The sequence below is a fragment of the Micrococcus sp. HMSC067E09 genome (genome assembly GCF_001812555.1).
Taxonomy (GTDB): domain Bacteria; phylum Actinomycetota; class Actinomycetes; order Actinomycetales; family Micrococcaceae; genus Micrococcus; species Micrococcus lylae.
This window is the reverse complement of record NZ_KV809444.1, coordinates 91,418-108,395: the sequence shown is the minus strand read 5'-3', so window position 1 is coordinate 108,395 and position 16,978 is coordinate 91,418. Positions and strand designations below refer to the sequence as shown.

The following is a 16,978-nucleotide window of genomic DNA, read 5'->3' as shown; positions in this document are numbered from 1 at the left end:
CGCAGCCGCAGCGACCATCCCCCCGATCGACAGGATGCCCGGGTGGGACCCGCAGTGGTCCCGCCTGCTCACGGTCCAGTCCCCCGCGGACCCGGCCGGCACCGTCCGGACCTTCCACATCGCGGACACCGGCCCGGCCCTGGCCGCGATGGGCGTGGAGGTGCACGGCACCATCCTCGCCGTCCACGGCAACCCGACCTGGTCCTACCTGTGGCGCTCGCTCATGCGCGCCACCGTGGACCAGGCCCGTGCCGGCGGCACCGCCTGGCGCGTGATCGCCCCGGACCAGCTGGACATGGGCTTCTCCGAGCGCCTTCCCCACGCGCAGATGCCCCGCCCGGAGACGATGGGCACCGCCGACTCGGACTACCGCGGCCTCGCCGCCCGCCTGGACGACCTCACCGCGATCACCGACGCCCTGGAGCTGCCCGGCCTCGTGGCCGCCGGCCACCGCCTCGTGACGATCGGCCACGACTGGGGCGGCGTCGTCTCCCTGGGCTGGGCCGGCCGCCACGCCGAGCTGCTGTCCGGTGTGATGACGCTGAACACCGCCGTCCACCAGCCGGAGGGCGCCCCCATCCCGGTGCCGCTGCAGGCCGCCCTCGCCGGCCCCCTGCTGGCCAACTCGACCGTGGCCACGGACGCGTTCGTCTCCGTCACCACGTCCCTGGCCAGCCCGCAGCTGTCCCGCGCGGTGCGCGCCGCCTATCACCTGCCGTACACCTCTGCGGACCGCCGCGGCGGTGTGGGCGGCTTCGTGGCGGACATCCCCGCCACCGCCGAGCACGGCTCCCACCCCGCGCTGCGGGAGGTCTCCGCAGGCGTGTCCGCCCTGGGCGCCGCCGACGTTCCCGCCCTGATCCTGTGGGGCGCAGACGACCCGGTCTTCCTCGACCGCTACCTCGACGACCTGCGCGACCGCCTTCCGGCCGCCCGTGTGCACCGCTACGAGGAGGCCGGCCACCTGCTCATCGAGGACCGGGACCTGACCGGACCCGTCCTCACGTGGCTGGAGCTGCTGGACACCGGCATGCTCTCCTCCCCGGGATCGGGCCTGCCCGTGTCCCTGCCGGAGCCCGAGCTGCGCTACGAGGCGCACCCGTCCACCACGTCCCTGCACCTGGAGGACCTCGAGTCCCACGTCTCAGCCGGTGAGGAGGACGACGACGGCACCGCACCCTCCGGCCAGGACGTCGCCGCCGCCCCGGTGCAGCCCACCTCCCCGTCCTCCGGACGCCGTCGCCTGTGGGACCAGCTGGAGGAATGGGGCGCCCCGGAGGCCTACAACCGCGACGCCACCGCCCTGGTGGACATGACCGGCGCCGCCAGCTCCCGAGCGATCGTGCGCCGGAAGCGCCGCCCCGTGGCCGTGAGCTGGGGCGAGCTGCAGGAGATGGTCTCGGCGATCGCCACCGGCCTGTGGGCCGCGGGGGTCCGTCCGGGGGACCGCGTCTCCATGCTCGTGCCGCCGGGCCGGGACCTCACCGCCGCCCTCTACGCCGTGCTGCGCCTGGGCGCCGTGGCCGTCGTCGCGGACCAGGGCCTGGGCATCAAGGGCATGACCCGGGCCATGAAGTCCGCCCGCCCGAAGTGGATCATCGGTCAGACCCCCGGCCTCACCCTCGCCCGGGCGCAGTCCTGGCCGGGCACCCGCTTCTCCGTGGCCACGCTGGGGGCCGCCCAGCGCTCCCTGCTGAACGTGGAGGACAGCCTCTACGCCATGGTGGAGCGCCACCGCGACCCGCACCGCGTCGGCCCGGTGGACGAGCAGGGCCAGATCCTGCCGGTCCCCGAGGAGCACCAAGAGGCCGCCGTCCTGTTCACCTCCGGCTCCACCGGTCCGGCCAAGGGCGTCGTCTACACCCACGGCCGCCTGGGCCACCTGGTGCGGCGCATCCGCCGCACGCTCGGCATCGAGCCGGGCTCGTCCCTGCTCGCCGGGTTCGCGCCGTTCGCGCTGCTGGGCCCTGCCCTGGGCGCCACCTCCGTGTCCCCGGACATGGACGTCACCAAGCCGGCCACGCTGACGGCCCGCGGCCTCGCCGAAGCCGCAGAGGCAGGCCAGTCCACCGTGCTGTTCGCCTCCCCCGCCGCACTGCGCAACGTCGTGGCCACGGCCGACGAGCTGGACGAGGCCGGGCACGCCGTCCTCGACCGGATCCGTCTGGTCCTCTCCGCCGGGGCCCCCGTCCCGCCGTCCCTGATGCGCCAGGTGACCGCGCTCGTGCCGAACGCGCGGGTCCACTCCCCCTACGGCATGACCGAGGGCCTGCTGCTCACGGACATCGACGCGGACACCGTCCAGGAGCTCGTGCACGCCAAGGACGCCGGCGTGTGCGTCGGCACCCCCATCGAGACCGTGGAGGTCGCGATCGCCCCGCTGCTGGAGGACGGCTCCGCGGAGGAGGTCATCCTGGACCGCGAGTCCGGCTGGGGCGTGCTGGGCGAGGTCGTCGTCTCGGCGCCGCATCTGAAGGAGCGCTACGACGCCCTCTGGTACACGGACCAGCAGTCCAAGCGGGACAGCCTGTTCGGCGGCGGCGGGCGCGTGTGGCACCGCACCAACGACGTCGGCCACGTCGACGCCGAGGGGCGCCTCTGGATCGAGGGCCGACTGCAGCACGTCGTGTCCACCCCTCACGGCCCGGTCGCCCCGGTGGGCCCGGAGGCCGCCATCGACGCCCTCGGCCCGGTCGACCGCTGCGCGGTCGTCGGCGTGGGCCCCGCCGGCACCCAGGCGCTGGTGGTCTGCGTGGAGGCGGCGAAGCCTGCGACCCGTCCGGAGAAGCGTGCCGGTCACCTGCGGGACGGCCGCCCGAAGCCGGGTCTGGCCCCCGCCGAGCTGGCGACCCAGGTCCGTGCGGCCGTGGCGCCGTTGGCCGTCTCCGCCGTCCTCGTCACGGAGGCCATCCCCACGGACATCCGACACAACTCCAAGATCGACCGTGCCCGCATGGCCCGGTGGGCCGAGCACGTGCTGGCCGGCGGAAAGGTGGGCCGTCCCTGATGTCACGCATGGGATTCGAGGTCGAGCTCGACGCGCTGGGCACTCCTCAGGTCTTCGAGCAGCCCGAGGCGCACCGCGTCCTCGTCACCGGCGCCTCCGGCATCCTGGGCCAGGGCGTGGCGCGGGCGCTGCTCGCCTCCGGCTCCGAGGTCGTCACCCTCCAGCGCCGCCCCTCCGGCGTCGAGGGCGCCGAGGACGTCCGCGGCTCCGTGGCGGATCCCGAGGCGGTCGCCCGCGCCATGGACGGCGTGGACACGGTCGTGCACGTGGCCGCCAAGGTCTCGGTGTCCGGCCGCGAGGAGGAGTTCGAGCTCGTCAACGTCGCCGGCACCCAGTACGTGGTGGAGGCCGCCAGGGACGCCGGCGTCAGCCGCATGGTGCACATCTCCTCCCCGTCCGTGGCGCATGCCGGCAACTCGATCGTCGGTGAGGGGGCCGGCCCGGCCGACCCGGCCGCCGCGCGGGGGCCCTATGCCCGCACCAAGGCCGCCGGCGAGCTGATCGCGCTGTCCGCCGACTCGCCGTCCTTCCACGTGCTCGCCCTGCGCCCGCACCTGATGTGGGGTCCCGGAGACATGCAGCTGACCGACCGCATCGTGCAGCGGGCCCGCGCCGGCCGCATGCCGGTGCTCGGCTCCGGCGCCGCCCTCGTCGACACCCTCTACACCTGGAACGCCGTCGAGGCCGTCCTGGCCGCCGTGACCGCCGCGGACCACACGCACGGCGAGTCCCTTGTGGTCACCAACGGCGAGCCGCGCCCGGTGGGCGAGCTCATCACCCGCATCGCCATGGCCGGCGGTGCCGCCCCGCCCCGCCTGCGCCTGCCCGCGGGCGTGGCCCGCCGCGCCGGCGCCCTCGTCGAGCGCGCGTGGGAGCGGAACCTCTTCGGCATGCGCCGTGCCACCGCCGACGGCGAACCGCCGCTCACCGAGTTCCTCGCCGAGCAGCTGTCCACCTCCCACTGGTTCGACCAGCGCCGGACCCGCGAGGTCCTGGACTGGCGTCCCCGGGTGAGCATCGACGAGGGCCTCGAACGCGTCGCCGAGCACTACGCCGAGCGCTGACCCTCCGCGCCGGGCCGTCCCGGCCGCGTCCTACCGCCGGCGCTGGGCCGCGGGTCGGTCACGCCGCCGGCGTGTGCCTGCACGATCTGCGCGGCGATCTCACGGAAGCGCTCGATCGCCCCGGGAGGACTGAGGAGGCGGATGTGGTCGCCGAACTGGAGCAGCTGACGCACCGATTCCACATCCGAATAGTGGACGGTGATCGGGGTCCAGCCTTCCTCCGGGACACCCGCGGCGACCAGCCGGGTTCCGAGGATCCGCCGCGCCAGGTCCAGACGGGTCGAGCGCAGCATCGCCTGCACCTCGACGCCGGGGGTCGGTGAGAGTCCGGTGACCAGCTCGTGCCAGACCGATCGCAGATCGCTGCCGGGGCGCAGCACCGCGTCGTCCGTGAGGGCCTCGTACCGGTCGATGCGGCCGGCATGGAACATGCGGGGCGCGCCGCCGACGTCGGCCACGAGGTACCACGCGCCAGCCTTGTTCGCGAGGCCGTACGGATCCGCGGTGAGCCAGGTCCCGTCGGCCTGACCGCTGCGGCGGTAACGCAGGCGGATGCGTCGTCGCCGGCGCGCGGCGGTGAGAAGATCGCTCAGGTCTTGCTCCTGCCCCACGGTGAACCACCCGGTGGGGTCGATGAGCAGGACCTCGGACAGCGGTGTCGTCTCGGGGGCCCGTCCCCGGAGGGCCACGGCCGTCAGTTTCTCCTGGGCACTCACCTGGTGCGCCTTGAGTCCGATCTGGTTCAGCAGCTCGGCATCCGGGCCGGCCGCGGTCAGCACCTGCAGTTCGCCCGGATCGAGGCGTGCCACGTCCAGCCGTGCCCGGCGGTCCAGCACGATCGCTCCGCCGCGGCCCTGTTCCGTGTGGATGGGCACACCCGCGGCCGACAGTGCCACAACGTCCCGGAGGATGGTGCGCGAGGACACCTCGAGGCGACGGGCCAGTTCGGCGCTCGTCATCCGCTCATGTGTCTGCAGGAGCAACAGGATCGACAGCAGCCGGGAGGACCTCATAGGCCGATCCTGCCAGAAGCATGACAGCAGATGTCATGTTTCCCTGCTCGAATGGTGGCTCCTGAACCACCGATCCGAGGAGCCACCATGACGGCACCCAACCTGTTCCTGAACTACGTGAGCGACGCCGAGCGGTCCACCGCCTTCTACAGCGACCTGTTCGAGATCGAACCGACCTTCACCAGCCCCCGCTATGTCGCCTTCGAGGTGGCCCCGGGAGTGCTGTTCGCCATCTGGACCGGCCGCAGCGAGAACGCGGTCGCCGGCACGCCTCGGACGAGCGAGGTCGGACTCATGGTCCCCGGCCCGGCGTCGGCCGTCGACGAGGTGTACCGGCGGTGGGCCGCCAAGGGCGTGCGGGTGGTCGAAGGGCCCTACGACGAGGTGTTCGGCCGCACCTTCGTGATCGCCGACCCCGACGGCAACCTCATCCGGGTCAGCCCCGTCGACTGACCGGCGGCCGGAGGCTGATGCGCCGCGTTCCCGTCACGGGGCGGCGCCCGGCCTCACCGGTCGGCGGGCGAGTCGAGCAGCACTGCACGGTAGCTCCGGTGGAAGAGGACGCCGACGACGGTGCCCAGCGCCACGGCCGCCGCGACCTGTAACGTCCCGCCCGGCAGTCCCGCGATCAGAGCCGGTCCGATGGCCGCCCCGAACGCCAGGGCGAGCGCGGCCGCGGCGGGCACCGTGTCCTGGGACGCCGAACCGCCGGCCGCCCGGAGCTCGCTGAACCGCCGCTGCACGGGGAGCAGGGCCACGACGGCGACGACCATCGCCACCACCATGCCCGCCAGGGCGGGCCAGTCCCCCACCAGCGCGCGGAGGCCGGCGCTCGTCAACGCGACGCCGACGCACACGGAGGCGACCGTCAATCGTCTGAGCACGGAAGGCTCTGTCACGGCGGCGAAGCTCATGTCCCCCACCCTAGGGGCCCCACCGGCCGCCGGGTCCACCGCACCGCGTCCTCAGGCATCGATGCGCTCGGCGTCCAGCTCGTCCGCGTTGGAGACGATGAACTCCTTGCGGGGTGCCACGGAGGAGCCCATGAGCAGGTCGAAGACCTTCTCTGCGGCCTCGAACTCGCTGATGCGCACGCGGCGCAGCATGCGGTGGCGCGGGTCCATGGTGGTCTCCGCCAGCTGGTCCGCGTCCATCTCGCCCAGGCCCTTGTAGCGCTGGATCGGCTCCTTGTAGCTGCGGCCCTCCGACTCGAGGCGGGTCAGCAGCTGCGCCAGCTCCTTCTCGGAGTACGTGTACACGACCTCGCGCTCCTTCTTGCCGCGGGCCACGACCTCCACGCGATGCAGCGGCGGGACGGCGGCGTAGACGCGGCCTGCCTCCACCAGCGGCCGCATGTAGCGGAAGAACAGGGTGAGCAGCAGGGTGCGGATGTGGGCGCCGTCCACGTCCGCATCGGTCATGAGGATGACCTTGCCGTAGCGGGCGGCGTCCAGGTCGAAGGAGCGGCCGGCACCGCCGCCGACCACCTGGATCAGCGCGGAGCATTCGGCGTTGGAGAGCATGTCCCCCACCGAGGCCTTCTGGACGTTGAGGATCTTGCCGCGGATCGGCAGCAGCGCCTGGAAGTCCGAGGAGCGGGCCAGCTTCGCGGTGCCCAGCGCCGAGTCGCCCTCCACGATGAACAGCTCGGAGGAGGTGACGTCGTTGGTGCGGCAGTCGGCCAGCTTCGACGGCATGGAGGAGGACTCGAGCGCGTTCTTGCGGCGCTGGTTCTCCTTGTGGGTGCGGGCCGCGATGCGGGACTTCATCTCCGCCACGACTTTCTCCAGCACCGCGGCGGACTGCTGCCTCTGGGTTCGGGCGCCGGACTTCAGCAGGGCTGCGAGCTCCTTGGAGACCACGTTGTTGACGATGCGGCGCACGGCCGGGGTGCCGAGCACCTCCTTCGTCTGGCCCTCGAACTGCGGCTCGGCCAGGCGCACGGTGAGCACCGCGGTGAGTCCGGCGAGGACGTCGTCCTTCTCCAGCTTGTCGGTGCCGGCCTTGAGCTTGCGGGCGTTCGCGGCGACCTGGTCGCGGAAGGTCTTCAGCAGCGCTGCCTCGAAGCCGGACTGGTGGGTGCCGCCCTTGGGGGTGGCGATGATGTTCACGAAGGAGCGGAACGTGGTCTCGTAGCCCACGTCCCAGCGCAGGGCCACGTCCACCTCGCAGGTGCGATCCACGTCCTTCATCTGGGTGCGGCCGTCCGCGCCCAGCACGGGGACGCGCTCGGAGAACGTGCCGGAGCCCTGCAGGCGCCACACATCTGTGACGGGCGAGGCCGGGGTGAGGTGCTCGGCGAACTCGGCGATGCCGCCGTCGTACTGGAAGACCTCCTCATGCGGGCCCTGTTCCCCCGGCGTGCCCTTGAGCCGGCGCAGGTCCCGCACCGTGATGCGCAGGCCCGGGATCAGGTAGGCGGTCTGGCGGGCGCGGGCCTGCAGCTCCTCCACGGAGAAGCGGGCGTCCGGAGTGAACACCTGTTCGTCCGCCCAGTAGCGGACCCGGGTGCCGGTGACACCGCGCTTGGCCCTGCCGACGACCTCGAGCGGGGTGACCTCGGTGCTCTCGGCGAACGGCGCCTCCGGGCTCGGGCGGGAGCCGTCCTGGAAGGTGCCCGGCACTCCGCGGCGAAAGGACATGCGATGCACCTTGCCGCCGCGCGAGACGTGGACGTCCAGGCGGGAGGACAGCGCGTTCACCACCGAGGCGCCCACGCCGTGCAGGCCGCCGGAGGCCGCGTAGGAGCCGCCGCCGAACTTGCCGCCGGCGTGCAGCTTGGTGAAGACGACCTCCACGCCGGACAGGCCGGTGCGGGGCTCGACGTCCACGGGGATGCCGCGGCCGGAATCCTCGACCTCCACAGAACCGTCCGGGTGCAGCGTGATCTCGATCGAGGAGCCGTAGCCGGCCAGGGCTTCGTCCACCGAGTTGTCGATGATCTCCCACAGGCAGTGCATCAGGCCGCGGGAGTCGGTGGAGCCGATGTACATGCCGGGGCGCTTGCGCACGGCCTCGAGCCCCTCCAACACGGAGAGGTGGCGGGCGTTGTACTCGGTTGAGCGGCTCACGGCGGGATCTTGCCTTTCCTGCGGATCGAGGGCGTCTTCCAGGGTACGTCGGCAGCCCGCTACGCGGGCGGCGAAACACCGCGGCCGCGACACCACGGGAGGGAACAGACCTGCCATAGTGGTGGTTCTGATGGATGGAGCGGGCACGCCCGCGGGACCGTCGAGACGGACCCGTCGCCCGCTGCCGGACACCGAAGACCGAAGGAGGACGCCATGTCCACGACCGCTGTGGCCGAACCGGCCTCGCTGAACGCCACCGACCGCTGCGACCGTTGCGGTGCGCAGGCCTACGTGCGCGCCGTCCTCACCGCCGGCGGCGAGCTGCTCTTCTGCGGCCACCACGCCCGGGCCGTCGAGGACGTCCTGCGTCCGCAGACCTCGGTGTGGCAGGACCAGACCCACGAGCTCACCGTGCGTCCCACCCCGGAGGACTGACCTGCCGGACGCAGACGAGGGCCGGGACTCCAGTGCGGGGTCCCGGCCCTCAGTTCGTTCCCGGTCGACGAGGTTCGCCCGCGTCCCCGGCCGACGAGGTTCGACCTCCTGCCCGCCGTCGCTCACGCTCTGGCGGGCCCGTTGCGCGGGCGAAGGACGAGGTTCACAGGCCCACCACCCAGCCCACGTCAGCGGGCCGGGACCAGGCGTCCGTATTCGACTTCCGCGAGCTGGGGCCGGCGGGGGTCCGCGGAGCGGTGACCGGTCTCCGTGAATCCGAGCCGCTCGTAGGCGCGACGCCCCGCGATGTTGTCCTCCGGCGTCTCGAGCAGCTGGCGGCTCCGCCCTGCCTGCCGCATCACCTCGTCCGCCCCCGCGAACAGCGCCTCGACGACGCCGCGGCCGCGGTGACCGGGGCGCACGTAGACGGACACGATGTTCACCGTGTCCTCGTCCAGGAGCATGTCCTCGGTGTAGCCGACCCAGTCGATGCTCAGCGCGCCCACCGGAACACCGTCCGCCAGTGCCTGGAGGTGGGTGTGCGGTCCGGACACCCGTTCACGCCAGGTGGCCTCCGTGTAGTCGGCGACGTCGTCCAGGGTTGCCCAGAAGTAGTCCGGGGCGTCCGCGAGCATCTCCAGGCGCAGCTCGCGGTAGGACTCCCAGTCCGCCTCGTCCAGCAGACGCAGCGAGAGCGGCGCGTCCGGATGGACGGTCTCGGGCAGGGTGACCTCCGGCCGTCGGCCGGAAACGGGGATGTCCGACATCGGGCGTCCTCTCGAAGACGGGCTCGCCGGTCGCGGCGGGCAACGGTGGGGGCCTGCGACGACGCGGCGTGGGTGCCTGCGACGACGCCCCGCTCGGCGGGGCCGGCAGGGGCGTCGTGGGGCCGCGGGGTCAGTCGAGGTAGTCGCGGAGGACCTGGGAACGCGAGGGGTGGCGCAGCTTCGACATGGTCTTCGACTCGATCTGCCGGATGCGCTCCCGCGTCACGCCGTAGACCTTTCCTATCTCGTCCAGGGTCTTCGGCTGGCCGTCGGTGAGGCCGAAGCGCATGGCGACGACGCCGGCCTCGCGCTCGGAGAGCGTGTCCAGCACGGAGTGCAGCTGCTCCTGAAGCAGGGTGAAGGACACGGCATCCGACGGGACGACCGCCTCGGAGTCCTCAATGAGGTCGCCGAACTCGGAGTCGCCGTCCTCACCGAGCGGAGTGTGCAGGGAGATCGGCTCGCGGCCGTACTTCTGGACCTCGACGACCTTCTCCGGGGTCATGTCGAGCTCCTTGGCCAGCTCCTCCGGGGTGGGCTCGCGGCCCAGGTCCTGGAGCATCTGGCGCTGCACGCGGGCGAGCTTGTTGATGACCTCCACCATGTGCACCGGGATGCGGATGGTGCGCGCCTGGTCCGCCATCGCGCGGGTGATGGCCTGACGGATCCACCAGGTCGCGTAGGTCGAGAACTTGAAGCCCTTGGTGTAGTCGAACTTCTCGACGGCACGGATCAGACCGAGGTTGCCCTCCTGGATGAGGTCCAGGAAGAGCATGCCGCGGCCGGTGTAGCGCTTGGCCAGGGAGACCACGAGACGAAGGTTCGCCTCGAGCAGGTGGTTCTTCGCCCGGCGGCCGTCCGCGATGATCAGCTGCATGTCGCGACGCTCGCGGTAGTCCTCGACCGGGTTCTCCTTCATCTTGTGCTCGGCGTAGAGGCCGGCCTCGATGCGCATCGCGAGGTCCACCTCCTGCTCCGCGTTGAGGAGGGCGACCTTGCCGATCTGCTTCAGGTAGTCCTTCACCGGGTCAGCGGTCGCACCGGCGACGACGACCTGCTGGACCGGTGCGTCGTCCTCCGAGTTGTCCACCACGAAGCCGCCGGAGGAACCGGCGTCCTCACCCTTCTTGTCGCCCTTGACGCCGGCCTGCTCCTTGGCCGCCGACTCGTCGGACTGGGGCTCTTCGACCTCGGTCTCCTCGACGGCGTCGGGCGCGGTCGGCTGGAGGTCCTCGAGCTCCGCGGCGGCCTTGGCCGAGGCCTTCTTCGTTGCAGGCCTGCGGGCTGCGGTCTTCGCGGCCGGAGCCTTCTCGGCCGCCGTGCCGGTGGTCTTCTTCGCGGCGGCGGTGGTCTTCTTCGCCGTCGAGGACTTCGCGGTCGAGGCAGAGCCGGTGCCCGTGGTCTTCTTCGCCGCGGGGGTCTTGGCGGTGGAGGCCTTCTTGGTCGCGGTCGACGTCGTCTTCTTCGCCGCGGCGGTGGTCTTCTTCGCCGTCGAGGACTTCGCGGTCGAGGCAGAGCCGGTGCCCGTGGCCTTCTTCGCCGCAGGCTTCTTCGCAGCGGTCGTCGTCGAGCCCGTCGTGCCGGACTTCTTGGCCGCGGTGGTCTTGCGAGCGGTGGTCTTCTTCGCGGCGGGGGTCGAGGTGGTCTCCGGACCGTCCTGCTTGCCGCTGGTGGTCGACGTCGGGGTCACACGTGGCCTTTCGGTTGGTCCGCGGCCGTTCCGCGGGTGTCTGCAGTGGCGCGCACCGTCGCCTCTCCGGCCCGGTGGAGGACCGCAGGGAGCCGACATGCGCGTGACCCTGTCAAGTCCAGGCCTGAAGGCCACACCGCGCCGCGGCGTGTCCGGCGACCGCATCGGACTCCAGGGTCTTCGGTGCGCACAACACGGCCTGCTGACGGTCTATTCCCGCTCGGGACGGAAATGCTCCGCGGCCTGCCGTGAGGCCCGATTATGCCACGCAGACCCGCGCTCGGCCGGGCCCTCACCCGGCGGGTCGCCAGGCGGTCCGCGGGTTCGACGCCCAACCGGCGATGCGCCCGCCCTCGACCAGACGGAGGAGCAGGGAGGTCAGGCCGTGGCCTGGCCGCAGGCGCCATGCCTCCTCGAGGTGCGCGCCGGCCCGTGACCCCTGCCCTCGGGCCCAGGCGATCCATCCGACCACGGCGAGCGCATTGGCCGCCTGCTCGACGGGCAGGTCCGGGACGGCGGCCCGCAGCTCGTCGTGGAGACGGTCGAGCAGGTCCCAGCGCGGCGCCTCGTCCGAGTCGGCGAAGAAGAGGTCGACGGGACAGGCGTCGGGCCCCGCGTCGTGGTCATGCCCGACGGCGGCCATCCCCAGCAGGCGGTCCCGCCACAGGGGCAGCGCCAGCGGGGCCGCAGCCTGCCTGCGGTTCAGCACGCCGATGCGCGACCGCCCGGCCAGGATCCGCGCCCAGAGTCCGAGCCAGGCGGTGATCGAGGCCTCGTCGTCGTCCGCCGGCAGCGGCCAGGGGGCGTGCTGTGCCGCCGGGGTGGGCACATCTGCGCGTCCGGGCCCGGAGTTCCAGATCGACCCCTCCGCCGCCATCAGGGACAGGGAGACGGCGCTCAGCTCGGGGGAACCGATCGGGCGCGGCTCGTCGTCCTGGCCGACGTCGATGTCCTCACCCTCTCCGGTCCAGGCGACGGCGGCCCCGTCCTCCACGCACCATGCGGCCACGACGGGGACTCCGGCCCGCTGGAGGACTGCTCGCAGGACCGGCGCCAGCGGCCGGTGCACGGACTCGTCCAGGCCGGGCTCATGGACGACGAGCAGGCAGCCGTCGGCGTCGCGGTCCGAGCGGACGGCGCGGGCGACGGCCTCGGCCCAGCGTCGCCGCGTCCCCTCTGCCGACGGGGCGGGGACGGGGACGTCGACCCGCGCCACGGCGCGCATGGTCTTCCCCCGGAGGGTGATGAAGCAGAGGCTGGAGCGGGGCAGTCGGCCCAGGACGTGCCCGATGTAGCCGAGCAGGTCGTCGACGTCGCGGGCCGAGGCGTGCGGGACGGTGGCGGTGTGCTGTGTGGTGTCCATGCCGTCACGCTGGACCGCCGTGCCGTTTCAGACCAGCGCGACCCCTTGCGTCACGGCGTGTCTGTGGACGGGTCCGGGCCCTCGTCGTCCTGTGCAGGAGAGGAGGGGCGTGCGGACGGGCCACCCTCCCGTCCGAGCAGGTACGCCTCCACGGCCGAGGCGAGTTCGTCGCCGTCGGGGAGTCCCTCGGAGGTCTCGAGCAGGGACCGCCCCTGCTCCGCGACGTTCTGGTCGAAGGTGCGTTCAAGACCGGACACCATGGCCTGGATCTCCTCGGAGCCTGCGGTCTGCCGTTCGAGCTCGGCCTCGACGTCCCGTGCCTTGTCCCGCAGCTCGTCGGTGGGGAGCATCAGCCCCATGGCGGCGCCGGCGTACTCGAAGGCCGCGACCGCCGCCTGGGGGAACTTCGCCTCGGCGATGTAGTGCGGCACGTGCAGCGAGTAGCCGGCCGTCGGGATGCCCTTCTCCTCGGCGGCCGTCTCCAGCAGCTGGAGCATCCCGGCCATCATCTCGGCCTCGGCGGACCAGGTGCTCAAGCCCGCCAGGACGTCGGTGCGCGTGCCATGGGCGGTCACGCCGACCCGGCGCGTGTGCGGCACGGGCATCGGCACGGAGTCGACGAGGACGAACGAGTTGACCCTCCAGCGGTCGGCCAGCTCCAGGACCTCTGCGGCGAAGCCGTGCCATCGGAAATCCGGCTCCGGCCCGGAGAGCATGAGGAACGGATGGCCCAGCAGGTCCTTCACGAGATCCACGCCGATGCGCGGCACCTGCAGGTCCAGATAGCGGTCCCGCTCGAAGCGCACGTGCGGACGGCGGGCGCGGTAGTCGTAGACGGCGTCCAGGTCGACGTCCGCCACCGGGGTGGTCTCCAGCCGGTCGCGGACGGCCTCGCGCAGCTGGCGGGCCACGCGTCCGGCGTCCATGTGCCCGGAGAGGGCGACCAGAAGGTCGAGCCCCTCGGGCACCTCCACGCCGGGGTGCAGGGTCATGAGCGTCTCGGGAGTCTGCATGGCCGCGGCCTCACCTGGTCCTTCCTGGTCCGGTTCCTCGATCTCGGCGCAGACGGCTCGCCGTCGGCCCCGCCTCGATCCACAACGATGCCGCATGCCGGTCCATTCCCCGCACGATGCGGGTCGTCCGCCGATGCCGCGCCGCTCCGATCGCCCGCCGCGAACGGCTCGCAACAGGCGACGATAGGATCGGGCGTGACGCGCATCATGCCGCGGGGCCCGCCCGTGCGCGGCACAGCGCGCTCGCGACCAGAACCATCGACATGGAAACGAGGACCGACGACGTGATCACCACCGATCGTCCGACCCTGACCACCTGCACGCTCGAGGGCACCGACGCCGCTGCCCTCGTGATCGGCGTGGGCACCGGCGCCGACGGCGCCGAGCTGCTGGCCAACCCCCTGCCGGCCGACGCGGCGGAGAGACTCCAGTCCCTGCTGGAGCCGCTGGGCGTCTCGGGCAAGGCGGACGAGGTCGTCCGCGTGCCGGGCGTGGAGGGCTGCCCCGTCGAGCTGGTCGTGCTCACCGGCGTCGGCTCGGTGGAGGACGCCGAGCCGACCGAGGAGGCCCTGCGCCGCGCCGCCGGCGCCGCGGTCCGCGCCCTCGCCGGCACCGAGAAGGTCGCCGTGGGCCTGCCGGCCGACACGGCCGAGCGTCTCGCCGCCGTCGCCGAGGGCGCCGGCATGGGCTCCTACGCCTTCACCGCCCACAAGTCCACCAAGGACACCGAGGCCGCCCGCCGCTCCGCCCCGGTCTCCGCCCTGTCCTTCGTGACCGAGGCCGCCGACGCCGAGGCCGTCCTCGAGCGCGCCGGGCACATCGCCGACGCCGTGTGCGCCACCCGCGACCTCATCAACACCCCGCCGTCGCACCTCTACCCGGAGACCTTCGCGAAGACCGTGGAGGAGGACCTCGCCGGCTCGGGCGTCTCCGTCAAGGTCTGGGACGACAAGCAGCTGCTTGCCGAGGGCTTCGGCGGCATCATGGGCGTAGGCCAGGGATCCTCGCGCCTGCCGCGCCTCGTGCGCATCGAGCACGCCCCTGCTGACGCCGCGGCCCACGTCGCCATCGTGGGCAAGGGCATCACCTTCGACACCGGGGGCATCTCCCTGAAGCCGGCGACGTCCATGACCACCATGAAGTCGGACATGGGCGGCGCGGCCTCCGTGTTCGCCGTCGTGCGCGCCGCCGCCCGCCTCGGCCTGAAGGTCAAGGTCACCGGCTGGCTCGCCCTCGCCGAGAACATGCCCTCGGACACCGCGATCCGCCCGTCCGACGTCCTGACCATGTACGGCGGCAAGACCGTCGAGGTCATGAACACCGACGCCGAGGGCCGCCTGGTCATGGCCGACGCCATCGTCGCCGCCACCGAGGAGACCCCGGATGTCGTCATGGACATCGCGACCCTCACCGGCGCCCAGATGATCGCGCTGGGCACCCGCACCACCGGCATCATGGGCGACGACGAGATCCGTGACGAGCTCGTCGCCACCGCCGACCGCGTGGGCGAGACCGCCTGGGCCATGCCGATCCCGGAGAACCTGCGCGCCTCGCTGGACTCCCGCGTGGCAGACATCTCCAACGTGGGTGACCGCTTCGGCGGCATGATGTCCGCCGCCGCGTTCCTGCGTGACTTCGTGGACGCCTCCCGCGACGAGTCCGAGCGCGCCGAGTCCCCCACCCCGTGGGCACACCTGGACATCGCCGGCCCCTCGTTCAACGAGTCTGCCCCGTACGGCTACACCCCGAAGGACGCCACCGGCACGATGGTCCGCACCCTGATTGGTTTCATCGCGGGCCGCGCCGGGTAAGGTAGACACGACCGTCCGCACCGGACCTGCGGCGGCGCCGACACCACGGGCGTCGCCGCGGCTCGGTCGGCATCCGGACAGCAATCAGCGATCGATCCAGCACCCAAGGAGCTCCATCGTGGCCGACAAGGCATCCGCTCAGGAATTCGACGTCCTCGTCCTCGGCGGTGGTTCCGCCGGCTACGCAGCCGCGCTGCGTTCCGTCCAGTACGGCAAGACCGTCGGTCTCGTCGAGAAGGCCAAGCTCGGCGGCACCTGCCTCCACACGGGCTGCATCCCCACCAAGGCGTACCTGCACGCCGCGGAGGTCGCCGATGAGACCCGCCACGCCGAGAAGTTCGGCGTCAAGGCCACCCTCGAGTCGGTCGACATGTCCGCCGTCCGCGACTACAAGGACGGCATCGTCGCCGGCAAGCACAAGGGCCTGTCTGGCCTGATGAAGATGCGCAAGATCCAGGTCATCGAGGGCGAGGGCAAGCTCGTCTCCGAGAACGAGATCGAGGTCGACGGCACCCGCTACAAGGGCGAGAACATCGTCCTGGCCTCCGGCTCCGTCTCCAAGACCATGGGCCTGCCGATCTCCAAGAAGATCATGACCTCCACCGAGGCCCTGGAGCTCGACTACACCCCGAAGTCCGCCATCGTCCTGGGCGGCGGCGTCATCGGCTCCGAGTTCGCCTCCCTGTGGAACTCCTTCGGCGTCGAGGTCACCGTCATCGAGGGCCTCGAGCACCTCGTCCCGAACGAGGACCCGGCCATCATCAAGGTCCTCGAGCGCGAGTTCAAGAAGAAGGGCATCAAGACCAACCTCGGCACCTTCTTCGACAAGGTCGAGGAGACCGAGGACGGCGTCAAGGTGACCCTCGCCGACGGCAAGGAGTTCACCGCCGAGGTCTGCCTCGTCGCCGTGGGCCGCGGTCCGAACACCGAGGGCATGGGCTACGAGGATCAGGGCATCAAGATGGACCGCGGGTTCGTCCTGACCGACGAGCGCCTCCACACCGGCGTCGGCAACATCTACGCCGTCGGCGACATCGTCCCGGGCCTGCAGCTCGCCCACCGCGGCTACCAGCAGGGCATCTTCGTCGCCGAGGAGATCGCCGGCAACAATCCCATGGTCGTCGAGGACGTCAACATCCCGAAGGTCACCTTCACCGAGCCGGAGATCATGTCCGTCGGCCTCACCCAGCCGAAGGCCGAGGAGAAGTACGGCAAGGACAACGTCGAGATCACCGAGTACAACCTGGCCGGCAACGGCAAGTCCTCCATCCTCGGCACCGGCGGCATCATCAAGATGGTTCGCCAGAAGAACGGCCCGATCGTCGGCGTGCACGGCATCGGCAAGCGCATCTCCGAGCAGATCGGCGAGGCGCAGCTCATCGTGAACTGGGAGGCCTACCCGGAGGACGTGGCGGCCTTCGTCCACGCCCACCCGACCCAGAACGAGTCGCTGGGCGAGGCCGCCATGGCCCTGTTCGGCCACCCGCTGCACGGCTGACCCCATCCACCCAGACATCCCGACCCGCGTCCCCGCGGGCCGGACAGACCACCCGACGACTGCGACGACGGTCGTCCGTCCGTGAGGAGAATCGGCCACATGTCCGAAACCGTGAACCTTCCCGCACTCGGCGAATCCGTGACCGAGGGCACCGTGTCCCGCTGGCTCAAGGAGGTCGGTGACGAGGTCGCCGTCGACGAGCCGCTCGTGGAGGTGTCCACCGACAAGGTCGACACCGAGATCCCG

General features: G+C 71.8%; 14 protein-coding genes. 7 read left to right on the top strand and 7 right to left on the bottom strand.

Annotation, left to right across the window (positions count from 1 at the left end; genetic code table 11):
- Nucleotides 1-34: 34 nt before the first annotated feature.
- Both HMPREF2863_RS07885 and HMPREF2863_RS07880 read left to right on the top strand, forming a co-directional pair.
- On the top strand, nt 35-3,007 hold the full coding sequence (locus tag HMPREF2863_RS07885) for an alpha/beta fold hydrolase (RefSeq protein WP_070639306.1): 2,973 nt from the start codon (nt 35-37) through the stop codon (nt 3,005-3,007).
- On the top strand, nt 3,007-4,071 hold the full coding sequence (locus HMPREF2863_RS07880; RefSeq protein WP_070639268.1) for an NAD-dependent epimerase/dehydratase family protein: 1,065 nt from the start codon (nt 3,007-3,009) through the stop codon (nt 4,069-4,071). The genes HMPREF2863_RS07885 and HMPREF2863_RS07880 overlap by 1 nt, the downstream gene beginning before the upstream one ends.
- Here HMPREF2863_RS07880 and HMPREF2863_RS07875 read toward each other — a convergent pair.
- Nucleotides 4,056-5,084: a helix-turn-helix transcriptional regulator gene (locus tag HMPREF2863_RS07875; protein ID WP_070639266.1), complete on the bottom strand. Its 1,029-nt coding sequence runs from the start codon at nt 5,082-5,084 to the stop codon at nt 4,056-4,058. The two genes, HMPREF2863_RS07880 and HMPREF2863_RS07875, sit on opposite strands and share 16 nt — an antisense overlap.
- 87 nt (nt 5,085-5,171) lie before the next feature.
- Here HMPREF2863_RS07875 and HMPREF2863_RS07870 point away from each other — a divergent pair, with 87 nt between their 5' ends.
- Nucleotides 5,172-5,537, top strand: a complete 366-nt coding sequence (locus HMPREF2863_RS07870) for a VOC family protein (RefSeq protein ID WP_067188612.1) — start codon at nt 5,172-5,174, stop codon at nt 5,535-5,537.
- Between the two features lie 53 nt (nt 5,538-5,590).
- Here HMPREF2863_RS07870 and HMPREF2863_RS07865 read toward each other — a convergent pair whose 3' ends face one another.
- A complete protein-coding gene (locus HMPREF2863_RS07865; protein WP_143745234.1) occupies nt 5,591-5,998 on the bottom strand; it encodes a hypothetical protein in 408 nt (135 codons plus the stop codon).
- 51 nt (nt 5,999-6,049) lie between these two features.
- The gene (locus tag HMPREF2863_RS07860) at nt 6,050-8,155 is read right to left on the bottom strand and encodes a DNA gyrase/topoisomerase IV subunit B (protein WP_070639264.1); all 2,106 of its coding nucleotides are present in this window, start codon (nt 8,153-8,155) and stop codon (nt 6,050-6,052) included.
- Between the two features lie 213 nt (nt 8,156-8,368).
- Between HMPREF2863_RS07860 and HMPREF2863_RS07855 the strand changes: the two genes are divergently transcribed.
- Nucleotides 8,369-8,590, top strand: a complete 222-nt coding sequence (locus tag HMPREF2863_RS07855) for a DUF7455 domain-containing protein (protein ID WP_067188618.1) — start codon at nt 8,369-8,371, stop codon at nt 8,588-8,590.
- Nucleotides 8,591-8,778: 188 nt separating this feature from the next.
- On the opposite strand, the gene HMPREF2863_RS07850 is transcribed toward HMPREF2863_RS07855, so the two are convergent.
- From HMPREF2863_RS07850 to HMPREF2863_RS07835, 4 genes are all read right to left on the bottom strand, one after another.
- Nucleotides 8,779-9,357, bottom strand: coding sequence for a GNAT family N-acetyltransferase (locus tag HMPREF2863_RS07850; protein WP_067188620.1), 579 nt, complete (start codon nt 9,355-9,357; stop codon nt 8,779-8,781).
- A 130-nt stretch (nt 9,358-9,487) separates the two neighbouring features.
- On the bottom strand, nt 9,488-11,212 hold the full coding sequence (locus HMPREF2863_RS07845; RefSeq protein ID WP_371327627.1) for an RNA polymerase sigma factor: 1,725 nt from the start codon (nt 11,210-11,212) through the stop codon (nt 9,488-9,490).
- A 127-nt stretch (nt 11,213-11,339) separates the two neighbouring features.
- The gene (locus HMPREF2863_RS07840; RefSeq protein WP_067188624.1) at nt 11,340-12,410 is read right to left on the bottom strand and encodes a DUF4192 family protein; all 1,071 of its coding nucleotides are present in this window, start codon (nt 12,408-12,410) and stop codon (nt 11,340-11,342) included.
- A 50-nt stretch (nt 12,411-12,460) separates the two neighbouring features.
- Nucleotides 12,461-13,423, bottom strand: a complete 963-nt coding sequence (locus HMPREF2863_RS07835; RefSeq protein WP_070639261.1) for a PAC2 family protein — start codon at nt 13,421-13,423, stop codon at nt 12,461-12,463.
- A gap of 263 nt (nt 13,424-13,686) precedes the next feature.
- Between HMPREF2863_RS07835 and HMPREF2863_RS07830 the strand changes: the two genes are divergently transcribed.
- From HMPREF2863_RS07830 to HMPREF2863_RS11550, 3 genes are all read left to right on the top strand, one after another.
- On the top strand, nt 13,687-15,234 hold the full coding sequence (locus HMPREF2863_RS07830; protein WP_070639259.1) for a leucyl aminopeptidase: 1,548 nt from the start codon (nt 13,687-13,689) through the stop codon (nt 15,232-15,234).
- A gap of 118 nt (nt 15,235-15,352) precedes the next feature.
- Nucleotides 15,353-16,732 carry a dihydrolipoyl dehydrogenase gene (gene lpdA / locus HMPREF2863_RS07825; RefSeq protein WP_067188629.1) on the top strand — a complete coding sequence of 460 codons (1,380 nt, stop codon included), beginning with the start codon at nt 15,353-15,355 and terminating at the stop codon, nt 16,730-16,732.
- A 99-nt stretch (nt 16,733-16,831) separates the two neighbouring features.
- Nucleotides 16,832-16,978: biotin/lipoyl-containing protein (locus HMPREF2863_RS11550; protein WP_305791288.1), on the top strand; the 147-nt coding region annotated here is incomplete at its 3' end.